The sequence below is a fragment of the Pedobacter psychrodurus genome, from assembly GCF_032678585.1.
Lineage (GTDB): Bacteria > Bacteroidota > Bacteroidia > Sphingobacteriales > Sphingobacteriaceae > Pedobacter > Pedobacter psychrodurus_A.
In genome coordinates this window covers 151948-170371 of the sequence record NZ_JAVTSN010000003.1, presented here as the reverse complement: position 1 = coordinate 170371, position 18424 = coordinate 151948, and the positions used below count along the sequence as shown (strand labels likewise).

At 38.3% G+C, this 18424-nt stretch carries 15 protein-coding genes; 9 read left to right on the top strand and 6 right to left on the bottom strand.

Annotated features, from left to right (window positions below; genetic code table 11):
- The first annotated feature begins 98 nt into the window (after positions 1 to 98).
- From R2S57_RS03220 to R2S57_RS03205, 4 genes are all read left to right on the top strand, one after another.
- Positions 99 to 1058 carry a PhoH family protein gene (locus R2S57_RS03220; protein WP_131532166.1) on the top strand — a complete coding sequence of 320 codons (960 nt, stop codon included), beginning with the start codon at positions 99 to 101 and terminating at the stop codon, positions 1056 to 1058.
- Between the two features lie 103 nt (positions 1059 to 1161).
- On the top strand, positions 1162 to 2106 hold the full coding sequence (locus R2S57_RS03215; protein ID WP_316843664.1) for a phosphoribosylaminoimidazolesuccinocarboxamide synthase: 945 nt from the start codon (positions 1162 to 1164) through the stop codon (positions 2104 to 2106).
- 43 nt (positions 2107 to 2149) lie between these two features.
- The gene (locus R2S57_RS03210) at positions 2150 to 2527 is read left to right on the top strand and encodes an STAS domain-containing protein (protein ID WP_316825240.1); all 378 of its coding nucleotides are present in this window, start codon (positions 2150 to 2152) and stop codon (positions 2525 to 2527) included.
- 70 nt (positions 2528 to 2597) lie between these two features.
- On the top strand, positions 2598 to 3503 hold the full coding sequence (locus R2S57_RS03205; RefSeq protein ID WP_316843737.1) for a ribonuclease Z: 906 nt from the start codon (positions 2598 to 2600) through the stop codon (positions 3501 to 3503).
- Positions 3504 to 4134: 631 nt separating this feature from the next.
- Here R2S57_RS03205 and R2S57_RS03200 read toward each other — a convergent pair.
- From R2S57_RS03200 to R2S57_RS03190, 3 genes are all read right to left on the bottom strand, one after another.
- The gene (locus R2S57_RS03200; protein ID WP_316843663.1) at positions 4135 to 5088 is read right to left on the bottom strand and encodes an MlaD family protein; all 954 of its coding nucleotides are present in this window, start codon (positions 5086 to 5088) and stop codon (positions 4135 to 4137) included.
- A 168-nt stretch (positions 5089 to 5256) separates the two neighbouring features.
- A complete protein-coding gene (locus tag R2S57_RS03195; protein WP_316843662.1) occupies positions 5257 to 6033 on the bottom strand; it encodes an N-acetylmuramoyl-L-alanine amidase in 777 nt (258 codons plus the stop codon).
- A gap of 10 nt (positions 6034 to 6043) precedes the next feature.
- Positions 6044 to 6907 (bottom strand): N-acetylmuramoyl-L-alanine amidase, encoded by an 864-nt coding sequence (locus R2S57_RS03190; RefSeq protein WP_316843736.1) that lies wholly within the window; start codon positions 6905 to 6907, stop codon positions 6044 to 6046.
- A 164-nt stretch (positions 6908 to 7071) separates the two neighbouring features.
- Here R2S57_RS03190 and R2S57_RS03185 point away from each other — a divergent pair, with 164 nt between their 5' ends.
- From R2S57_RS03185 to trxA, 5 genes are all read left to right on the top strand, one after another.
- Positions 7072 to 9642, top strand: a complete 2571-nt coding sequence (locus R2S57_RS03185; RefSeq protein ID WP_316843661.1) for a putative LPS assembly protein LptD — start codon at positions 7072 to 7074, stop codon at positions 9640 to 9642.
- Positions 9643 to 9646: 4 nt separating this feature from the next.
- A complete protein-coding gene (locus tag R2S57_RS03180) occupies positions 9647 to 10891 on the top strand; it encodes a competence/damage-inducible protein A (RefSeq protein WP_316843660.1) in 1245 nt (414 codons plus the stop codon).
- Between the two features lie 56 nt (positions 10892 to 10947).
- A complete protein-coding gene (locus tag R2S57_RS03175) occupies positions 10948 to 12303 on the top strand; it encodes a dihydrolipoamide acetyltransferase family protein (RefSeq protein WP_316843659.1) in 1356 nt (451 codons plus the stop codon).
- 57 nt (positions 12304 to 12360) lie between these two features.
- Positions 12361 to 12987, top strand: coding sequence for a hypothetical protein (locus tag R2S57_RS03170; RefSeq protein ID WP_316843658.1), 627 nt, complete (start codon positions 12361 to 12363; stop codon positions 12985 to 12987).
- 112 nt (positions 12988 to 13099) lie between these two features.
- Positions 13100 to 13396 (top strand): thioredoxin, encoded by a 297-nt coding sequence (gene trxA, locus R2S57_RS03165; protein ID WP_316843657.1) that lies wholly within the window; start codon positions 13100 to 13102, stop codon positions 13394 to 13396.
- Here the strand turns inward: trxA and pdeM are convergent.
- The 3 genes from pdeM to R2S57_RS03150 all read right to left on the bottom strand — a co-directional run bounded on the left by pdeM (position 13393) and on the right by R2S57_RS03150 (position 18423).
- Positions 13393 to 14031, bottom strand: coding sequence for a ligase-associated DNA damage response endonuclease PdeM (pdeM, locus tag R2S57_RS03160; RefSeq protein ID WP_316843656.1), 639 nt, complete (start codon positions 14029 to 14031; stop codon positions 13393 to 13395). The two genes, trxA and pdeM, sit on opposite strands and share 4 nt — an antisense overlap.
- 72 nt (positions 14032 to 14103) lie before the next feature.
- A complete protein-coding gene (locus tag R2S57_RS03155) occupies positions 14104 to 16581 on the bottom strand; it encodes a ligase-associated DNA damage response DEXH box helicase (protein ID WP_316843655.1) in 2478 nt (825 codons plus the stop codon).
- Positions 16582 to 16833: 252 nt separating this feature from the next.
- Entirely contained in the window at positions 16834 to 18423 is a 1590-nt protein-coding gene (locus R2S57_RS03150; protein WP_316843654.1) for an ATP-dependent DNA ligase, read from the bottom strand.
- Between the last annotated feature and the right edge of the window lies 1 nt (position 18424).

Sequence of the window (18424 nt, the reverse complement as noted above, 5' to 3'; positions counted from 1 at the left end):
ATTCATTATTATTGCTTATTCTTGTGTACAGGCCTAAGCGTCTGCAAATATTCAAATTTTAATTAATATACCCCGATAACTTTTTAAAATACTACAGTTTGAACGAATTAAAATTAACCCTGGACACCGTAAATCCTGCTCACTTTTGGGGGCCGAATAACGAGAATTACGAATTGATTAAAGGTTCTTTTGCTAAACTAAAAATTGTAGCGAGAGGGAGTGGAGTTACCGTTCTTGGTGATGAACAGGAACTTAAGACTTTTGAAGATAAGTTTAATCAGCTGGTTGCTCATATGGAGAAATATAGTTCTTTGAGTAATAATGATGTTGAATCTATTTTAGGTGCCAAAGCAATTGGTGTGGAGAAAAAATCTGTTGCAGACCCTGCTAGTGGAGGCGGAGAAGTAATTGTGTTCGGTACAAACGGCTTGTTGGTTAAGGCCAGAACGGCAAACCAACGGAGAATGGTAACCAGTATTACAAAAAATGACATTCTGTTTGCCATCGGCCCTGCCGGAACAGGGAAAACATATACCGCTGTAGCTTTAGCCGTTAGGGCGTTAAAGAATAAGGAAATCAAACGGATTATTTTAACCCGTCCGGCGGTTGAAGCAGGGGAGAACCTTGGCTTTTTACCTGGAGATTTAAAAGAAAAAATAGATCCATATTTGCGCCCGCTTTACGATGCGTTGGATGATATGATTCCTGCGGAAAAGTTGAAATTCTACATCGAAAACCGTACAATTGAAATTGCGCCTTTGGCATTTATGCGCGGCCGTACCTTAGACAATTGTTTTGTAATTTTGGATGAGGCCCAAAATGCAACCGATATGCAGTTAAAAATGTTTTTAACACGTATGGGACCAACAGCTAAGTTTATCGTAACTGGAGATGTAACCCAGATCGATTTACCTAAAAAACAGATGTCGGGCTTATTTAATGGCTTGCGGATTTTGGAAGACATTAAAGGAATCGATATTATTTATCTAAGTGGTGAAGATGTGGTAAGACATAAATTGGTAAAAGATATCTTGAAAGCTTACGGAGATATTCAGTAATAGAGTCCAGAGTCGGCAGTCTATAGTCTTGAGTCTAAATCGACTATGGACTATGGACTAAAGACTTTCCGACTTCCCAAATTTTTCCTATTTTTACCCCCTCATGAAAGCACTAAAAGAAACCCATTTCAATTTCCCAAATCAAAGTAATTTTTACAAAGGTAAAGTTCGCGATGTTTATACTATAGCTGATCAATCGATGGTAATGGTGGTATCCGATCGTATATCTGCATTTGATGTAGTATTGCCTGAAGCTATTCCATTTAAAGGACAGGTATTGAATCAGATTGCGGCTAAGTTTTTAGCAGCTACGCAAGATATTGTTCCTAACTGGGTATTGGCTGTTCCGGATCCGATGGTTACCATCGGCCGTATCTGTGAGCCATTTAAAGTAGAAATGGTAATCAGAGGTTATCTGGCTGGGCATGCCTGGCGTGAGTACAGTGCCGGTAAACGTTCTGTATGTGGCGTTGATTTACCTGAAGGTTTGAAAGAAAATGATAAACTGCCTCAGCCTATTATTACTCCAACTACAAAAGCTTCTGTAGGCCATGATGAGGATATCTCGAAAGAAGATATTTTAGCTAAAGGCATTGTTTCGATAACAGATTACGAAAAATTAGAAGAATATACTTATGCACTATATCAACGTGGAACTGAGATTGCTGCAAAAAGTGGATTGATTTTAGTGGATACGAAATATGAATTTGGTACTGCAGATGGAGTGATTTATCTCATCGACGAGATTCATACACCTGATTCGTCACGCTATTTTTATGCTGAAGGATATCAGGATCGCCAGGATAACAATGAGCCACAAAAACAACTCTCGAAAGAGTTTGTAAGAAAATGGCTGATCGAAAATGGTTTCCAAGGAAAGGATGGTCAGGTTGTTCCGGAAATGAAACCTGAAATTGTAAAGTCCATTTCAGAACGATACATCGAACTTTACGAACAGATTGTTGGAGAAACCTTTATAAAAGCTGATGCTGATGCAATTTCTAGCCGTATTGAAACCAATGTTTTAAAGGCTTTAGAAACACTTTAAATTCGAAAGAAATTTATACATTAGTAAAATAAAGATTAGAGAGATGAAATTTTCAGTAGATAAACACGATAAATACGTAAGCTTAAAGTTGGAAGAAACTAAGTTTACAAATGATAATGCTCCAGGTTTGAAATCCGAATTCTATTTACTTAATGCAGAGGGATTTCAGAATATAATTGTTGATTTAAGTCATGTTACTGAATGCAATGATGCGCAGGATTTAAGCTGTTTATTGGTTGGCGATCGACTTTGTAAATCGGCAGGTGGATTGTTTATCGTAACCGGCATTAACGACGAGCTGGCATCAATTATCGAATTATCAAACATATTTCAATCTGTAACGTTTGTTAATACATTAGACGAAGCAACAGATTTCATCTTTATGGATGAATTGGAGAAAGAGTTTAGAGGCGCTAAATAATATATTTTTTACATAAAATTCTGGCCTCGTAGTTCCTAAAAACCTACGAGGCTTTTTATATCTTAATATGATGAAATTTGAAGTTACCATTTTAGGAAGCAGTTCTGCTACGCCTGTATTTAACAGGAATCCATCGGCACAGCTTTTAAATTGTAACGAAAAATATTACCTGATCGACTGTGGCGAAGGCACTCAACAACAATTAACCAAATATAACCTCAAAGCAGCCCGTATCGATTATATTTTCATCAGTCATTTACATGGCGATCATTATTTTGGTTTAATCGGATTGTTATCCAGCCTGCATTTAAACGGCAGGATTAAACCCATGCAGATATTTGGACCAAAACCACTATTGGAAATCCTGGAGATCCAGTTCAAATATTCTGATACTGTATTAAGATACCCAATCGAGTTTTTTCCAATTGAGGCTGATCAATCTACGCAGATTTTTGAGAATAGCGATTTAACGGTTCAAACTATTGTTTTAAATCACCGTATACCCACCACTGGTTTTATTTTTAAGCAAAAGAAACGGCAACGCAAGTTGATCAAGGATAAGACTGAGGATGTGCCCATGGCCTATTACACCATCTTAAAAAAGGGGATGGATGCAGAACTTCCAAATGGTGATATTTTACGTAGCACAGATTACACCACAGAAGCCGACCCGCCAAGATGTTACGCATATTGCTCTGATACCTTATTTGATGAAAGTTACTTTTCTACCATAAAAGATTGCGATACCCTTTACCACGAAGCCACGTTTATGCACGAGCTTTTGGATCGGGCAAATGAAACGCACCATACTACCGCTTTACAAGCAGGAGAGGTAGCCAAAATTAATGGCGCAAAGAAATTGCTCATCGGGCATTTTTCATCACGCTACAAAACCTTACAGATGCTTTTAGAAGAAGCGCAATCTGTTTTCGAAAACACAGAGCTGGCCATTGAGGGGAGAACTTTTCAGCTGTAGATTTTTTGCGTTTTTACCGTAAAGCACGCATGGGCAGGGCACGGAGGACGCAGAGTTGGTTGCAATTAATAATTAAAAACAATCTGCGTTTATCTTTTCAAATCTGCGGGAAACCTATGCTTAAAGTTTTTTCCCGCAAATATCGCAGATCGCCGCAGAGATAATTCAGTTATCCATCTTTAGAGCCCCTTCAACTACGCTACCATTGATGTTATTTGTTAATTACTTGCTAATGAGGGTTTTAGTTTTTAGGCATTTCGACCCAACTAGGCCATAGCACCATATCTTCGTTCTACTTAAATCCGGCCTAACAAATTTTTCGGGCTCCACTGAACCAGCCACTCCACTTGCTTCGAAAGAAAAATTTTCAGCCGGTGTTTTTTGTTTCTTTTTGACAGCAAAAAGAAAGAGCCAATCGGCGGCGGCGAGCCGAGGCAAGGTTGAGCCAAGGGGTGAAAAAATCAATTATATATGTCATTAATATTGATTTTTATAAAATAAATTACCCTTCAGGATGATAGATTGAATAGGAATTCCGTGTTTCTGTGGCAGAAAAATTGAGGCCTCACAACTCTAAACAAAAAAGCCTTGCAATTTGAAACTGCAAGGCTCTCGTTTATATAAAAATTAATTACTTATCTTTTTTGTTCCCACCACCAAATACGGAGAAGTGTACGTAACGTTTAGGATTAGCTTTTAAATCGATCATCAACTCGTCAAGATTTTTTGAAGCGTTATTTAAATTCTGATACATTTTATCATCATTTAACAGCAAACCTAAACTTCCTTTCCCGTCTTTGATTCCAGAAATAACGGTTTGCAAATCAGCGATAGCACTATTGGCTTTATCTAAAGTTTCTTTAAAATTAGCGGCAGCAAACTTATCGGTAACCGTATTGATATTGGTTAAAATATCACTGATTTTTTGATTGTTGTTATTCAAGTTAGCGGTAATGCCTTCAACGTTTTTAAAGATCGCTTCGATACGGGCACTTTCCGAACCTACCAAACCATCTACTTTTTTAGAGGTGGTTTCTAATGATGCAAGCGTTCCGGCAATACTGTTAAAACTTTTATCCACGTTTTTCTGGAAGTTAGGATTCAGGATAGAATTTACACTACTTAAGATTGAATCCATTTTACCAATAATCAATTCAGCTTTCTTTTGAACCGGTTGAACCTGTTCCATCAATCCTTTTTCTACATTGGCATTTAAAGTATAACCATCTTCTGCCATTTTCTTCGAGTCGCCCAACGACATTACAATCGCTTTGCTACCCAAAAGATCGGTACCTTCTAAACGTGCGATACTATTTTCAGGAATTTCGTATTTACTATTTACGCTTAATGTAGCGATAACAGTACCATCATGTTGCAATTCTAATTTGGCAACACGTCCAATCTGATAACCATTAATAAGGATCGGTTTAGATACACTTAAACCATCAACTCTGGTATATTTTGCATATAATGTTGTTTCGCTTGAGAAAATGGAATTACCTTTTAAAAAATTATATCCAATTATTAATAAAGCAATAGCAAATGCAGCTAAAATACCTACTTTGGTTTCGTTCTTAATCTTCATGAGTGTTTTTTATTTTATGGCTGCAAGTTTTAAAGCGTTTATAACCTGCTAGAGCGTAATTTCTTTTTTTAATGTTAAACTTTATAAATACACAAAGCTTACATCAATTGTTTGGTATCTGTTTTATATTTTCTGTAAAGGTAAAATAACTATCATTTATAATGCCACTTATTTAACCTCAATATTTTTTTTATAGGTTTTTATTGCTTCAAAAATAGAATTCGCAATCTCACTTTGGCCTTTTTGCGAATTAATATATTTTTCTTCAGCTGTATTTGATATAAAGCCTACCTCTGTTAGTACCGCTGGCATACCACATCGCTGTAATACTAAAACACCTTGTTCTTTAACTCCACGGCTAAATCTTTCATCTCTGTTGATATAACTGTTCTGAATTAATTTTGCGAATTTAATGCTTTTATCGCGAAAGGTGTTTTTTAACAGCGATAAAAGAATAAAACTACTGGGATTACTAGGGTCGTAGCCATCGTACTTACTTTTGTAATTCTTTTCCAGTTTAATATCTGCATTCTCACGAATGGCTGCATCCTGTTCTTTTAAGCGATGTGAACCGGCTACCAGGGTTTCTACGCCTTTGATGTGTTTATTACCGGGAGGCATAGAATTGCAATGTACAGATATAAAGAGATCGGCATTGGCTTCATTTGCGATTTCTGCCCGTCTGTATAAATCAACATCTATATCTGTTTTGCGGGTATAGATTACTTTGATATCTGGTAATTCTTCTTTTATAATTTCACCGAGTTTTAACGCAACCTTTAACGAAATATCCTTTTCTTTTGAATAACTGCCCGATGCGCCAGGTTTTCTACCACCATGTCCAGGATCAATTACAATGGTTTTAATTCTGTATCCCTGGGCCGACGTTTTTTGAGCAACGATTAACGAAAAGAAAATTAGTGTTATCAGAAGTTTAATCTTCATTTATAAAATTTTAAAATGAGGTTTCGGCTATGCGCCTATAGTTTTTAATTGCCCTGATGATGCCGTTCACAATTTCATTTTGTCCTTCCTGCGAGTTCATATAATCTTCGTCTTCCGGATTACTCACAAAACCAATCTCAGTTAACACCGCGGGCATAGCTGCACGTGCCAATACTGCAAGACTTTTTTCCTGAACCCCACGATTGGTACGGCCGGCATTAACATACTCTTGTTGCAACATCGAAGCAAACTTTAAACTCCTATCCCTATTGGTTTGTTTCATTAACGATAACATAATATCGCTTTCGGGAGTATTGGCTATAAAACCTTCATAATTTTTCTGATAGTTTTCTTCCAAAAACATCGAAGCATTTTCCCTTTTAATTACCTCATCTTGCTCACCTAAACGACCAGTTCCGGATACAAAAGTTTCGGTTCCCCTTGTTGAGGTGCTTTTTGAAGTAACTGTTCTATAAACAGGAACTTTCCGGCCCCGAACTTTTTTGTAATAATCAACCACTCTCGAAACGCGCACTGGCATATCGTTTAAGTGGATAGAGATAAACAAATCTGCTTTTGCGTTATTGGCAATATTAATGCGTTCGTATAAAGGAATAAAAACATCCGACTCTCTGGTGTAGATTACTTTTATATCTTTCAAGCTATCCTGAAGCGCACGGCCGAGATTTAGTGCAGTTTTTAACGCTACATCTTTTTCTTTGGAATAGACCCCGTGGGTTGCGCCATCTTTACCACCATGACCAGCATCGATCACAATTGTTTTAATTTTATATTCTTGCGCAAACACCTGATTATCAAACGTATTTGACAATACTAAACAAATAATAAATGTTAAAATGGATTTAAGATACATCAATGGTATATTTTTCACTAATTTTGAACGTTTTTGATTAAACATTTGTGCAAAAATAACATTCAAATACGAATTTGAAACTTCTTAAGAGCTCTATTTTACTAATTTCTGTCATTTTATTAACACTTGCTGTTGGTAAAGCTAACGCATTTTCTCATTTTTCATTGCAACAAATCATTCAGCAAGACACAACCAAAAAGGATACGACTAAAAAAACAGGCAAAAATAATAGTAGTATCGATCAGAAAGTTGAGTACAAAGCGGAAGATTCTGTAAAAATGAGTGCCGACAAAAACATCGTTTATTTATATGGTAACGCAAGGGTTATCTATGGTGATTTTGAGTTGGATGCAAGCTACATCAAGTACGACAAAAAGAAAAACACGATTTTTGCCAGTGGTGTTAAGGATCCAAAAACAGGCAGATATACGGGCAGACCGATTTTTAAATCTGGTACTGATGGAACCGCCATTGCCGATTCTATTTTTTACAATTCAGAAACAACGCGTGCTAAGGTATATGGCGTTTTTTCCGAACAGGAGGGAGGATTCTTTTCAGGCGGACAGAGTAAAAAACAGATAGATGATGAACTGCACATCAAAAATGTGATGTACAGTACCTGTAATCTTCCGCATCCACACTTTGGACTCATGATTTCCAAGGGCGTGGTAACCGAAAAACAGATCATTACAGGACCTGTGTATATGATTATTGAAGATGTGCCTACTTTTTTAGGTTTGCCATTTGCATTTTTTCCAAAACCGAATAAACGAACGTCGGGGGTAATTTTACCAACTCCGGGTGAAGATGCCACCAGGGGATTTTTTCTTCAAAATGGTGGTTATTACCTTGGATTAAACGATTATTGGGATGCCAAATTAATGGGATCAATTTATACCAATGGCTCTTACGAAACCAGTGTATTAAGCAATTATACCAAGAGATATAAATATAATGGCAACATTAATTTAGCCTACTCTAGTTTTAAAGATGGATTGGAAGGCACAGAGGCTTTTGCAAATCCAACAAAAAACTTTAGTATCAACTGGAGCCATAGCCAAAATGCGAATGCAAACCCAGGAACTACATTTAGCGCGAGTGTTCGATTGGTATCGACTGGTAGATCAGGCTATTATAAAAACACGGCTGCAGGTACTACTTATGATATCAATACCATCGCAACCAACTCCACAAGTAGTAGTATAAGTTACGCTAAATCTTACGCCAATGGGATGAATTTCTCTTTGGCCGCATCGAGTGATCAGACTTTGAGCACCAGGGCAATATCGCTTAGGTTGCCAGAAGTGACCTTTAACGTACCTACCTTTAATCCGTTTAAGGCAAAGGATGCTGTCGGTGACGAGAAATGGTATCAAAAAATAACCGTGGGTTACAGTTTACAAGGAACCAATAGAATTGATACTTTTGATAGTCTACTGTTCCAAAACGACGGCTTAAAACGTTTAAGAAGTGGTTTTTCGCATAGTATCCCTATTAATATGTCGTTTACAGCGTTAAAATACTTAAACTTTAGCGTCGGTGGAACCTACAACGAAGTTTGGAATTTCCAGAGTGTAAACAGAAGATATACCGAGTATGCGGATAATACTTATAGCTTTAGAGAAGACACTGTGAGTGGTTTCAAAAGGGCTGGAAGTTATAGCTTGTCGACCAGCTTATCGACAAAAATATACGGCAGAAGAGATTTTAATCCGCAGGCAAAAATCCAGGCATTAAGACATGTAATGACGCCGAATGTTTCATTCTCATACTCACCTGATTTTACCAAAGCTGGTGCCGGGCCTTACAGACCGGCTATAAATCAAAATGGCCTTCCGATTTTAACTAATGGATTACCGCTAAAATATTCGATTTTTGACGGGATGGCACAACCTGGTTCATTTGGAGGGCCAAACGCCTCAATTGGTTTTGGGTTGGATAATACCGTCGAGTTGAAAGTGCGGAATAAAAACGATACAACGGGAACAGGCTCAAAGAAGATTCCGATTATTCAGGGGTTGAGTTTTAGCGGATCTTACAATTTTCTGGCTACATCCTATAAATTATCAACCATTGGCTTTAGTGGGCGTTCTCAATTTACCGATAAACTGGGTATCAATTATAATGGAACATTGGATCCTTACTCGCTGGGGGCAGATACTATACCAGGTTCTACACGAAGGATCAGGCAAGATCGTTATTTCTGGCAGAGTGGTAAATTTTTACCACGCTTAGCTAATTTTGGTTTCTCTTTCGATTATAGCTTAAATCCGGAAGCTTTAAAACGTAAAAATGAAGCCAACGATAAATTAGGCGAAGCTGCAAATAAAAAAGGCTTAACCGATATACAATCAGAACAATTGGCAGCAATCAGTCGCGATCCAAATGCTTTTGTTGATTTTAATATTCCCTGGAATTTTTCGTTCTCCTATAGTTTCCAATATACAAATGATGGAAACACTACTACAACTTCAAATACGTTAAACTTTAATGGAGATGTTAATTTAACGCCTAAATGGAAAGTTACTTTTAATTCAGGTTACGATTTCAAGAACAATGGTTTAACGCCGATGAACCTGGCGATTTATCGCGATTTGCATTGTTGGGATATGAGTGTAAACTGGGTGCCATATGGTGCTTATAAAAGTTATTCTGTTACCATTAAAGTTAAAGCATCAATATTACAGGATTTGAAATTGAGTAAAAGACAAGGTTTTTACAGCACATACCAATAAATTTATGCTAGCCGAAATTATTACTATTGGCGATGAGATTCTTATCGGCCAGATCGTGGATACCAATTCAGCCTGGATGGCTAATCAGTTAAATCTAATCGGCGTTTCTGTTAAACAGATTACCTCCGTTTCGGATGATGAACAACATATCATCGAAGCTTTAGCCCAGGCAGAAAAACGCGCTGATATTATATTAATTACAGGCGGTTTAGGGCCAACAAAAGACGATATCACCAAAAAAACTCTGGCGAAATATTTTAATATGGGTTTCCGGAATGATGCCGGTGCACTGGAAATGGTCCGTCAGATTTTCGAAAAGTACAAACGCCCTTTACTAGATATTAATATTCAACAGGCCGATGTTCCTGATGGCTGTGAGGTTATTGTAAACAAAAACGGTACCGCTCCATGCATGTGGTTTGAGCAAAACGACAAAATTTTTGTTTCTATGCCGGGTGTTCCTTACGAAATGATGTACCTGATGGACGACGAAATTTTGCCAAGGATAAGCAGTAGGTTTAAACTTCCATCAATCGTTCATAAAACCATCCTCACCGCAAATATCGGTGAATCGTTTTTAGCGAAAGAGATCGAGGAGATCGAAGATAGTTTGCCAGCTCACATCAAATTGGCTTATTTACCAAAATTAGGTCAGGTACGTTTGCGCTTATCAGCTAAGGGAGATAACGAAACCAGTTTAAAAGCTGAAGTTGAAGGTTACGCAAAACAGATCATTTCGAAAGTAAATAAATTCGTGGTGATTGATGAAGATATTCCATTGGAAAAAGCCATTCTGAATATCATGAAAGAGAGGGGCTTAACTTTATCAACTGCCGAAAGTTGCACAGGCGGGTATATTGCGCATTTAATCACACAGCATCCGGGCTGTTCTTCAGTTTATTGGGGTGGAGCTGTGGCCTATGCCTATGAGCTAAAAGAATCAATCCTCGGCGTAAAAGAAAATACATTAAGCACATTTGGTGCCGTGAGCGAACAAACCGTGACCGAAATGGCCGAAGGTGCTGTAAAACACTTTAAAACAGATTATGCCATAGCGGTTAGCGGTATAGCTGGTCCTGATGGTGGAACGGAAGATAAACCTGTTGGTACGGTATGGATAGCAATTTCTTCAAAAGACAAAACTGTAGCTAAGGTGTTTAATTTCAGCAACAAACGTATTCAAAACATCGAACGTTCTGCGGCATCAGCACTAACGATGCTATTAAATCTGCTTAAAGAAACAGTTTAGAACGAATAAAAACTGTATTTTTGTCGAGTTACCAATATAAAATACTGTAATTTAATATGGCTCAATACGAACTATTGTTACCAAAAATGGGTGAAAGTGTTGCGGAAGCAACGGTGATTAAATGGGTAAAACAACCAGGCGATGTTATCGAATTAGATGATACCATTCTGGAAATCGCAACTGATAAGGTGGATTCTGAGGTTCCTTCTCCAGTTGCCGGTAAATTGGTAAAACAGTTATTTAAGGAAGATGAAGTTGCCCAGGTGGGGGATGTAATCGCCATTATCGAAACTGGCGGTGCTGAGTCACCAAAAGCTGAAACCCCTGCTGTTGAAACTCCAGTGGTAGCGGAAAAAACAGAACCTATTCCAGGCATAGCTCAATTACCTGTAGAAAACACAACTGTAAAGAGCGATTTTAGTACTTCTGAGCGCTTTTATTCTCCTTTGGTTAAAAGTATTGCGGCACAAGAAAATATTCCATTGGCCGAACTTGATTCGATTAAAGGTTCTGGTGCCGATGGCCGGTTAAATAAAGATGACCTGTTGGATTATATCACTAAGAAAAATGATGGTTCGCTGCAAACAACCACAGTTATATTAACACCGCCAGTTCCACTAGTTAATGAAACAGCAGAGCATAAAATAACTACCGCTGCTCAGGCACCAACTGCAAATAAACCATCTACAACCAGTATTAGTGGTGGCGACGAAATTATCGAAATGGATAGGATGCGTAAATTGATTGCCGATCATATGGTAATGAGTAAAACAACCTCTCCGCACGTAACTTCATTTGTAGAAGCCGATGTAACCAATATGGTTTTATGGCGAAACAAAGTAAAAAACAGCTTCGAAAAACGTGAAAACGAAAAAATAACCTTTACACCAATCTTTGTAGAAGCCGTTGCAAAAGCGATAAAAGATTTCCCAATGATCAATGTATCGGTTAACGGAACTCAGATTATTAAAAAGAATAATATCAATATTGGTATGGCCGCGGCTTTACCAAGTGGAAACTTAATCGTTCCCGTAATCAGAAACGCTGATCAGTTAAATCTGGTAGGTTTAACAAAAGCAGTTAATGATTTAGCCGGCAGAGCAAGAAACTCCAAGTTAAAACCTGACGAAACCCAGGGTGGAACTTTTACCTTAACCAACGTAGGTAGTTTTGGTAACGTAATGGGCACACCAATCATTAATCAGCCACAGGTAGCTATTTTGGCGGTTGGTGCCATTAAAAAGAAACCAGCGGTTTTAGAAACCGAACATGGCGATGTAATCGCGATCAGACACATGATGTTCCTTTCTTTATCATACGACCATAGGGTAGTTGATGGTTCATTAGGCGGAATGTTTGTGCGTAGGGTGGCAGATTATTTAGAGGGCTGGGATTTAAACAGAGAAATTTAGTCAGTTTACTATTAAAAGTTTTCAGTTGGATTAATGCCAACAATCAAACAATCAAGAATGTTAGCTTCAAATTTAAAATCGATAGTTTCAGATAACGTATTGCATGCCAAATGGTTAAATACATTGTCGTATATGGAAAATGCAGGCGCAAAGAAGATTTCAGCTTCTGAGCATAAAGAAAATGTAAACCTGATCATTCTTAAACATGCAGCCGAGGAGCACCGTCATGCTTATTATTTAAAAAAGCAGATTTCGAAAATTGATGCGGCACTTTGTAAAACCTATACCAATGCTGAGTTACTTTCTCCAAACCATACCAAATATTATTTGCATGCTTTAGATATTGCGGTTTGCCGTTACTTAAAAGCTGTATTCAATCTTTCTGGCTACGATTTAAAATTCGCTGCATATTTATTTGTTACCTATGCTATCGAAGTGCGTGCTGACGAACTGTATCCAATTTACCAAACGGTTTTAGATGAAGCAAAAAGTAAAGTAAATGTAAAATCGATTATTTTGGAAGAGGAAGGGCATTTAGAAGAAATGATGAACCAATTGATCAGTTTTTCTGATGACTGGGAAAATCATGCCGCGGAAGTCATTAAAATCGAGAAAGCGCTGTTCGAAGATTGGGTTACAGCCTTAGCAGCAGAGTTGCCGGTAAGTGCTTATAAACAATTATAAGTCGTCAACAAGTATCGTCATTTCGACTGTAGCGGAGCGAAATGGAGAAATCTACGTGTGGTATATAAAACCAATCTTATTTCTCTTTGTTTTCTACATAAACACAAATATCATGGCCAAATTTTCAGAGTTAATCAACGGCGATAAACCAGTTCTGGTAGATTTTTTTGCCGAATGGTGTGGTCCCTGTAAAATGATGAAACCGATTTTGGAGCAACTAAAATCACAGGTGGGCGATTCAGTTTCGATCATTAAGGTAGATATCGATAAGAATCAACCAGCCGCTGCTTCCTTCAATGTTCAGAGCGTTCCTACCTTAATTCTTTTTAAAAATGGGAAACAGGTATGGAGACAAAGTGGTGTTTTACAGGCTTCTCAGCTCAAACAGGTAATAGATAACCACGCTTAAACTTCCACCACGCTTTTGGGGGTAACCGCAAAGATACGCTCACTTGTTTTTGGGTAAATATTGTAAAGTCCTGTAAATAAACTAAAAGCAGGTAATACAGCGTATTCCTTGCCGAAATAAAAACAGGGAAATTTTAATCTTTGCTTCGCTTTACCTACAATAGTAACCCCTGGATGGATATGGCCACTAATGGGGTACAATTCTTCCTCAGTACAATTTGGCGCATCGTGAATAAAACAAAAGGGCCCTAAACAAAAACTTGGTTCATGTATTTCGATGTCCATCTCAGCATAATTGGCATCCGAAAGCCTGTCGTGGTTACCTTTTACCAATAAAAAATTAAGTTCCTGATATTGTTTTCTCCATGATGCAAATTCATCTATATCAGCATTTAAGCCGTGGTGAAACATATCGCCATTGATCAATAATGTTGTAGGATGATATTGTTTAATCAATATACTTAAGCGTTGCAGGTCTGTTTGTGCAATAGTAGCGGGTACTTGCAAACCTGCCTGACGGAAGTGTGCCGACTTGCCTAAATGTAAATCGCTGATAGCTAAAAGCTGATGTTTGGGTAAAAATAAAGCCCTCTCTTTGTCTAAAATCAATTCTTCACCCTGGCTTGTAATGGTCATTTATTTCTTGTTATTGTCATCCTGAGCCTGTCGAAGGATATTTTAAGTTCCGACAGGTTCAGTAAGATATCTCTATTTAATTTTTTCCGATTCGGCCTTCATTCTGGCAATTCTTTGCTCTAATTCTTCCGAACTCATATTCTCACGTAAACTATCCACTTTAATCGGAAAAGACAGTGGCGTAAAACTTTTCGGATGGGTGATGATAATCGCTCCATTCTGAATCCGTTCTAATGCTGCTGCCAACCTTGGTTCCTCCAGTTGCTGATAAAAAACCTCATCGTAAGCCTGGCGCAAAAGTAAATTATGTTTGTCGTAATCGCTAAAAACATTAAAAAACAAACCAGCAGATGACTGGAGATGTTTATTGGCTACATATTTTCCAGGATAGCCTTGAAATACAAGGCCTGATATACAGGCTATATCCCTAAATTTCCGCCTGGCCATTTCTGTCGAATTGATACTTAGCGTAATATCCTCCGTTAAATTTTTAGGCGAAAAAACTTCATAAGCAATCGATTCATCCATCGGGATTTCCGTTTCACTTAAAAGCTCAAAACCATAATCGTTCATCGCAATAGAAAAACTGATTGGTAAAAGTTTACTTAAACGATAAGCAACCAATGCCGCTAAAACTTCATGTACCAAACGGCCTTCAAAAGGGTAGGCAAATAAATGAAAACCTTCTTTATTGTTGATCAGTTCGATTAATAATTCATCATTTCTGGGCACATGTGAGCGTTTCTCTTGCAATAGAAACAAAGGATAAACAACATCGAGTTCTTCATCCTGATGGGTTTTATCCAATGCTTCGTTGTATTTTTTGCGCAGTACCGAACCCAAATTAGAGGATAGGGGCAAACGTCCTCCATTCCAGCTGGGTGAAATTGCATTTTTCTGCTTGCTTACCCTTACCACAACCGTCATATCTTTCACCTGGATAAACTCTAAAACCCTGCCTGCCAAGCGAAAATTATCACCGGCTTTCAAACGCGTAACAAAATATTCTTCCACCATGCCAATGTAGCCACCAGAAATAAATTTAACCTTTAGCATGGCATCACTCACGATCGTTCCAATATGTAACCGGTGCCGCATCGCCAGTTGTCGGCTTTTTACCTTCCAAAGTCCGTCTTCATCCTTCACCACCTTTTTAAATTCGGTATAAGCGCTCAAACTATCGCCACCTGAGGTAATAAATTGCATCACCCAGGTCCATTCCTCAGGTAGAATAAGTTTAAAAGCATGGGTATTTTTAATTTCTTCGTAAATAATTTTATCATCAAATCCGTCGCCTATAGCCAGTGTAACCAGATACTGAACCAAGGTATCAAAAACCATAATAAAGGGTTCACGGCTCTCTATATTGTTTGTTTTGGCTGCTTCTTTTATCGCTGCAGCTTCTACAAGTTCTAGTGCATGCGTTGGCAGGAAATATATTTTGGAAGTTTCATTGGGGGAGTGACCAGAACGACCGGCCCTTTGCAAAAAGCGGGCAACACCTTTTGGCGATCCCACCTGTACAACGGTATCAACAGGTTTAAAATCTACACCCAAATCTAAGGACGAAGTGGCAATTACTGCTTTGAGTTGTCCGGTATGTAGCGCATCTTCAATCCAGTTCCTAAGTTCAAAATCAATCGATCCATGGTGTATGGCTATACGCCCTGCCAGTTCAGGTTCGATATTAAGCAAGTGCTGATACCACATTTCTGATTGTCCGCGGGTATTGATAAAGATTAAAGTGGTTTTACTTTTTTCGATGATCGGCAAAAGTTTGTATGCGAGCTTTAAGCCTAAATGGCCAGCCCAGGGCAATGTTTCAATATCATCAGGCAAAATCGACTTGATGATAATTTTCTTTTCTAAATCGGCCTTAACAATGATGCGTTTTGCCTCCAAATTGGGTTCTAATACATCTAAAGCCTCGTCAATATTGCCAATCGTAGCCGAAATTCCCCAAATTCTTAAAAATTGATTTTTTTCCAGCTTTTGCAAACCTTTGATCCGCGATACCGCCAACTCAACCAAAACGCCACGCTTGCTTCCTAACAGCTCGTGCCATTCATCAGCAACAATACATTTAAGGTTTCTGAACAATGTTGAAGAGCCCTTTTGTGCCAACAACAAATGCAGGCTCTCTGGGGTAATCAACAAAATTTCGGGCATCGATTTTTTCTGTTGTAATTTTTCTGACTGGGAGGTATCGCCATTGCGCACACCAACATGCCAATCCAGTTCGAGTTCCAATAAGGTTTCGCGCATGGCCCTTGCAATATCTTTAGCCAAGGAGCGGAGCGGGGTGATCCAGATTAATTGTAAACGGTCTTTTGCTTTTTTGTTGTTCGATTCTGATGCATTTAAAGCTTCAATAACCACCGCCAAAAATAAGGAAAAGGTTTTTCCGAAACCCGTAGGGGCATTAACCAAACCGCTATAGCCATTAAGATAATACTGCCAGGCATCTTCCTGAAACTGAAAAGGCTTACGTTTATTGGCTTTTAACCAGGATTTTATCTTTTTATAACCTTTGGTTTTGGTTTGATCCATGTTTAAATATCGTTCTTAAATGGTTTTGATGGTTTAAGTTTTTAATTCTTTTTTGAAAATCAACAACACGAGTACTTCGGTTACAGCAGTCCCGCCATACGCTTTACCTTTTTTGTAATGCTTCTTGTAACGTTAATCATATCCAGCAAAAAAGGGTATCGCTGCTGTCGGGTTTAAAATCCTGAGGCAAACCTTCAAAACCTCGCAGGTTTCAAAAACCTGCGAGGTTTAAGCAAACTCTAATCCTCACATTTACAAAGTAGATTGCAGCAACTGCCGCAAATCTTCCAAAGTATTAATTTCATCTGCCTTTTTATCTTTTCGCCACCGCAATATACGTGGAAAACGTAAAGCCAAACCTGCTTTATGCCGTTTGCTTTCGGCAATCCCTTCAAATGCGATTTCGAAAACCAGTTCGGGTTTTACCGTACGTACCGGACCAAATTTTTCAATTGCATTTCGGGTTACAAAAGAATTTACTTCTTTAATTTCTTTATCTGTTAAACCCGAATAGGCTTTTGCAATCGTGACTAAATTTTCGCCATCACGAACAGCGAATGTATAATCGGTAAAGAAATTTGCCCTTCTGCCACTTCCTTTTTGCGCATAAATCATTACCGCGTCAACCGTATAAGGATTGACTTTCCATTTCCACCAATCGCCGCGTTTTCTGCCGCTATGATAATGAGAACTCAGCTTTTTAAGCATAATCCCTTCACTATTAATCGATCTCGAAGTTTGTCTTAACTCGGCTAATTCTTCCCATGAGTGGCAATTAATTACGGGAGATATGAGCACAGGACTTTCTTCCAGATCACCAATCAACTGTTCAAGTATTTTCCTTCTTACGCTTAAGGGCTCTTCTCTGAAATCTTTTGCTTCATATTCTAAAATATCGTAAACGAAAAATCCGATAGGCGCATCCTCGAGTTGCTTTTTACTGATCGTTTTACGGTTTAAACGTTGCTGCAGCGTACTAAACGATAAAACCTGTTTATCCTGTACGGCCAATATTTCTCCGTCCAAAACCACACCATCAGGCAAAACATCGAGCATAAAATGCAGTTCCGGAAACTGCTCCGTAACCAGTTCTTCACCACGGCTCCAGATAAACAGCTCTCCGTTCCGTTTTACGATCTGCCCCCTGATACCGTCCCATTTCCATTCGGCCTGCCATTCAGAAATATCACCCAATTTCTCTGGTTCTTGTTCTAAAGCATAGGCCAGGCAAAAGGGGTAAGGCCAGGAGTTATCCGTATTTACATGTACACCATTGATCAGTTCGTTGAAGGTAATTTCGTAAGGATTCCATTTTCCCATAATGCTATGCATAATTTGGGCACTATCCAGACTACTTTGTTTAGCCAATGCATTCACCAGCATTTTATTGGAAACACCGATCCTGAAATTGCCAGAAATTAACTTATTGAAAATAAAACGTTCCTGGTTTTCGAGTTTATTCCATGCATTTAAAATAAATTCTTTTTTGGTTTCGTCATCCTTGCCTTCCAGATCGTGTAAATCTTCTATCCATTGATGCAATTGAAAATCTGAGGTATTCTCGGCGGGTGGCAATAACAGCGCAATGGTTTCACTTAAATCACCAACATTCGAATAACTCTCCGCAAATAACCACTCCGGAGTTTCTGTAATATCTATCGCCCAGTATTTGAGCAGTGCTGATTTAATCGGTCTTTTAGGTTTTTTACCTGTAAATAAGGCGATCACCCATACTTTGTCCTTATCATCGGCATAATTGAAATAATCAACCAAAGCCGCGATTTTATCGTTGGTTTTATTGCTCAGTTCGAGCTGCTGGATCAATTGAGCAAAACGTTTCATA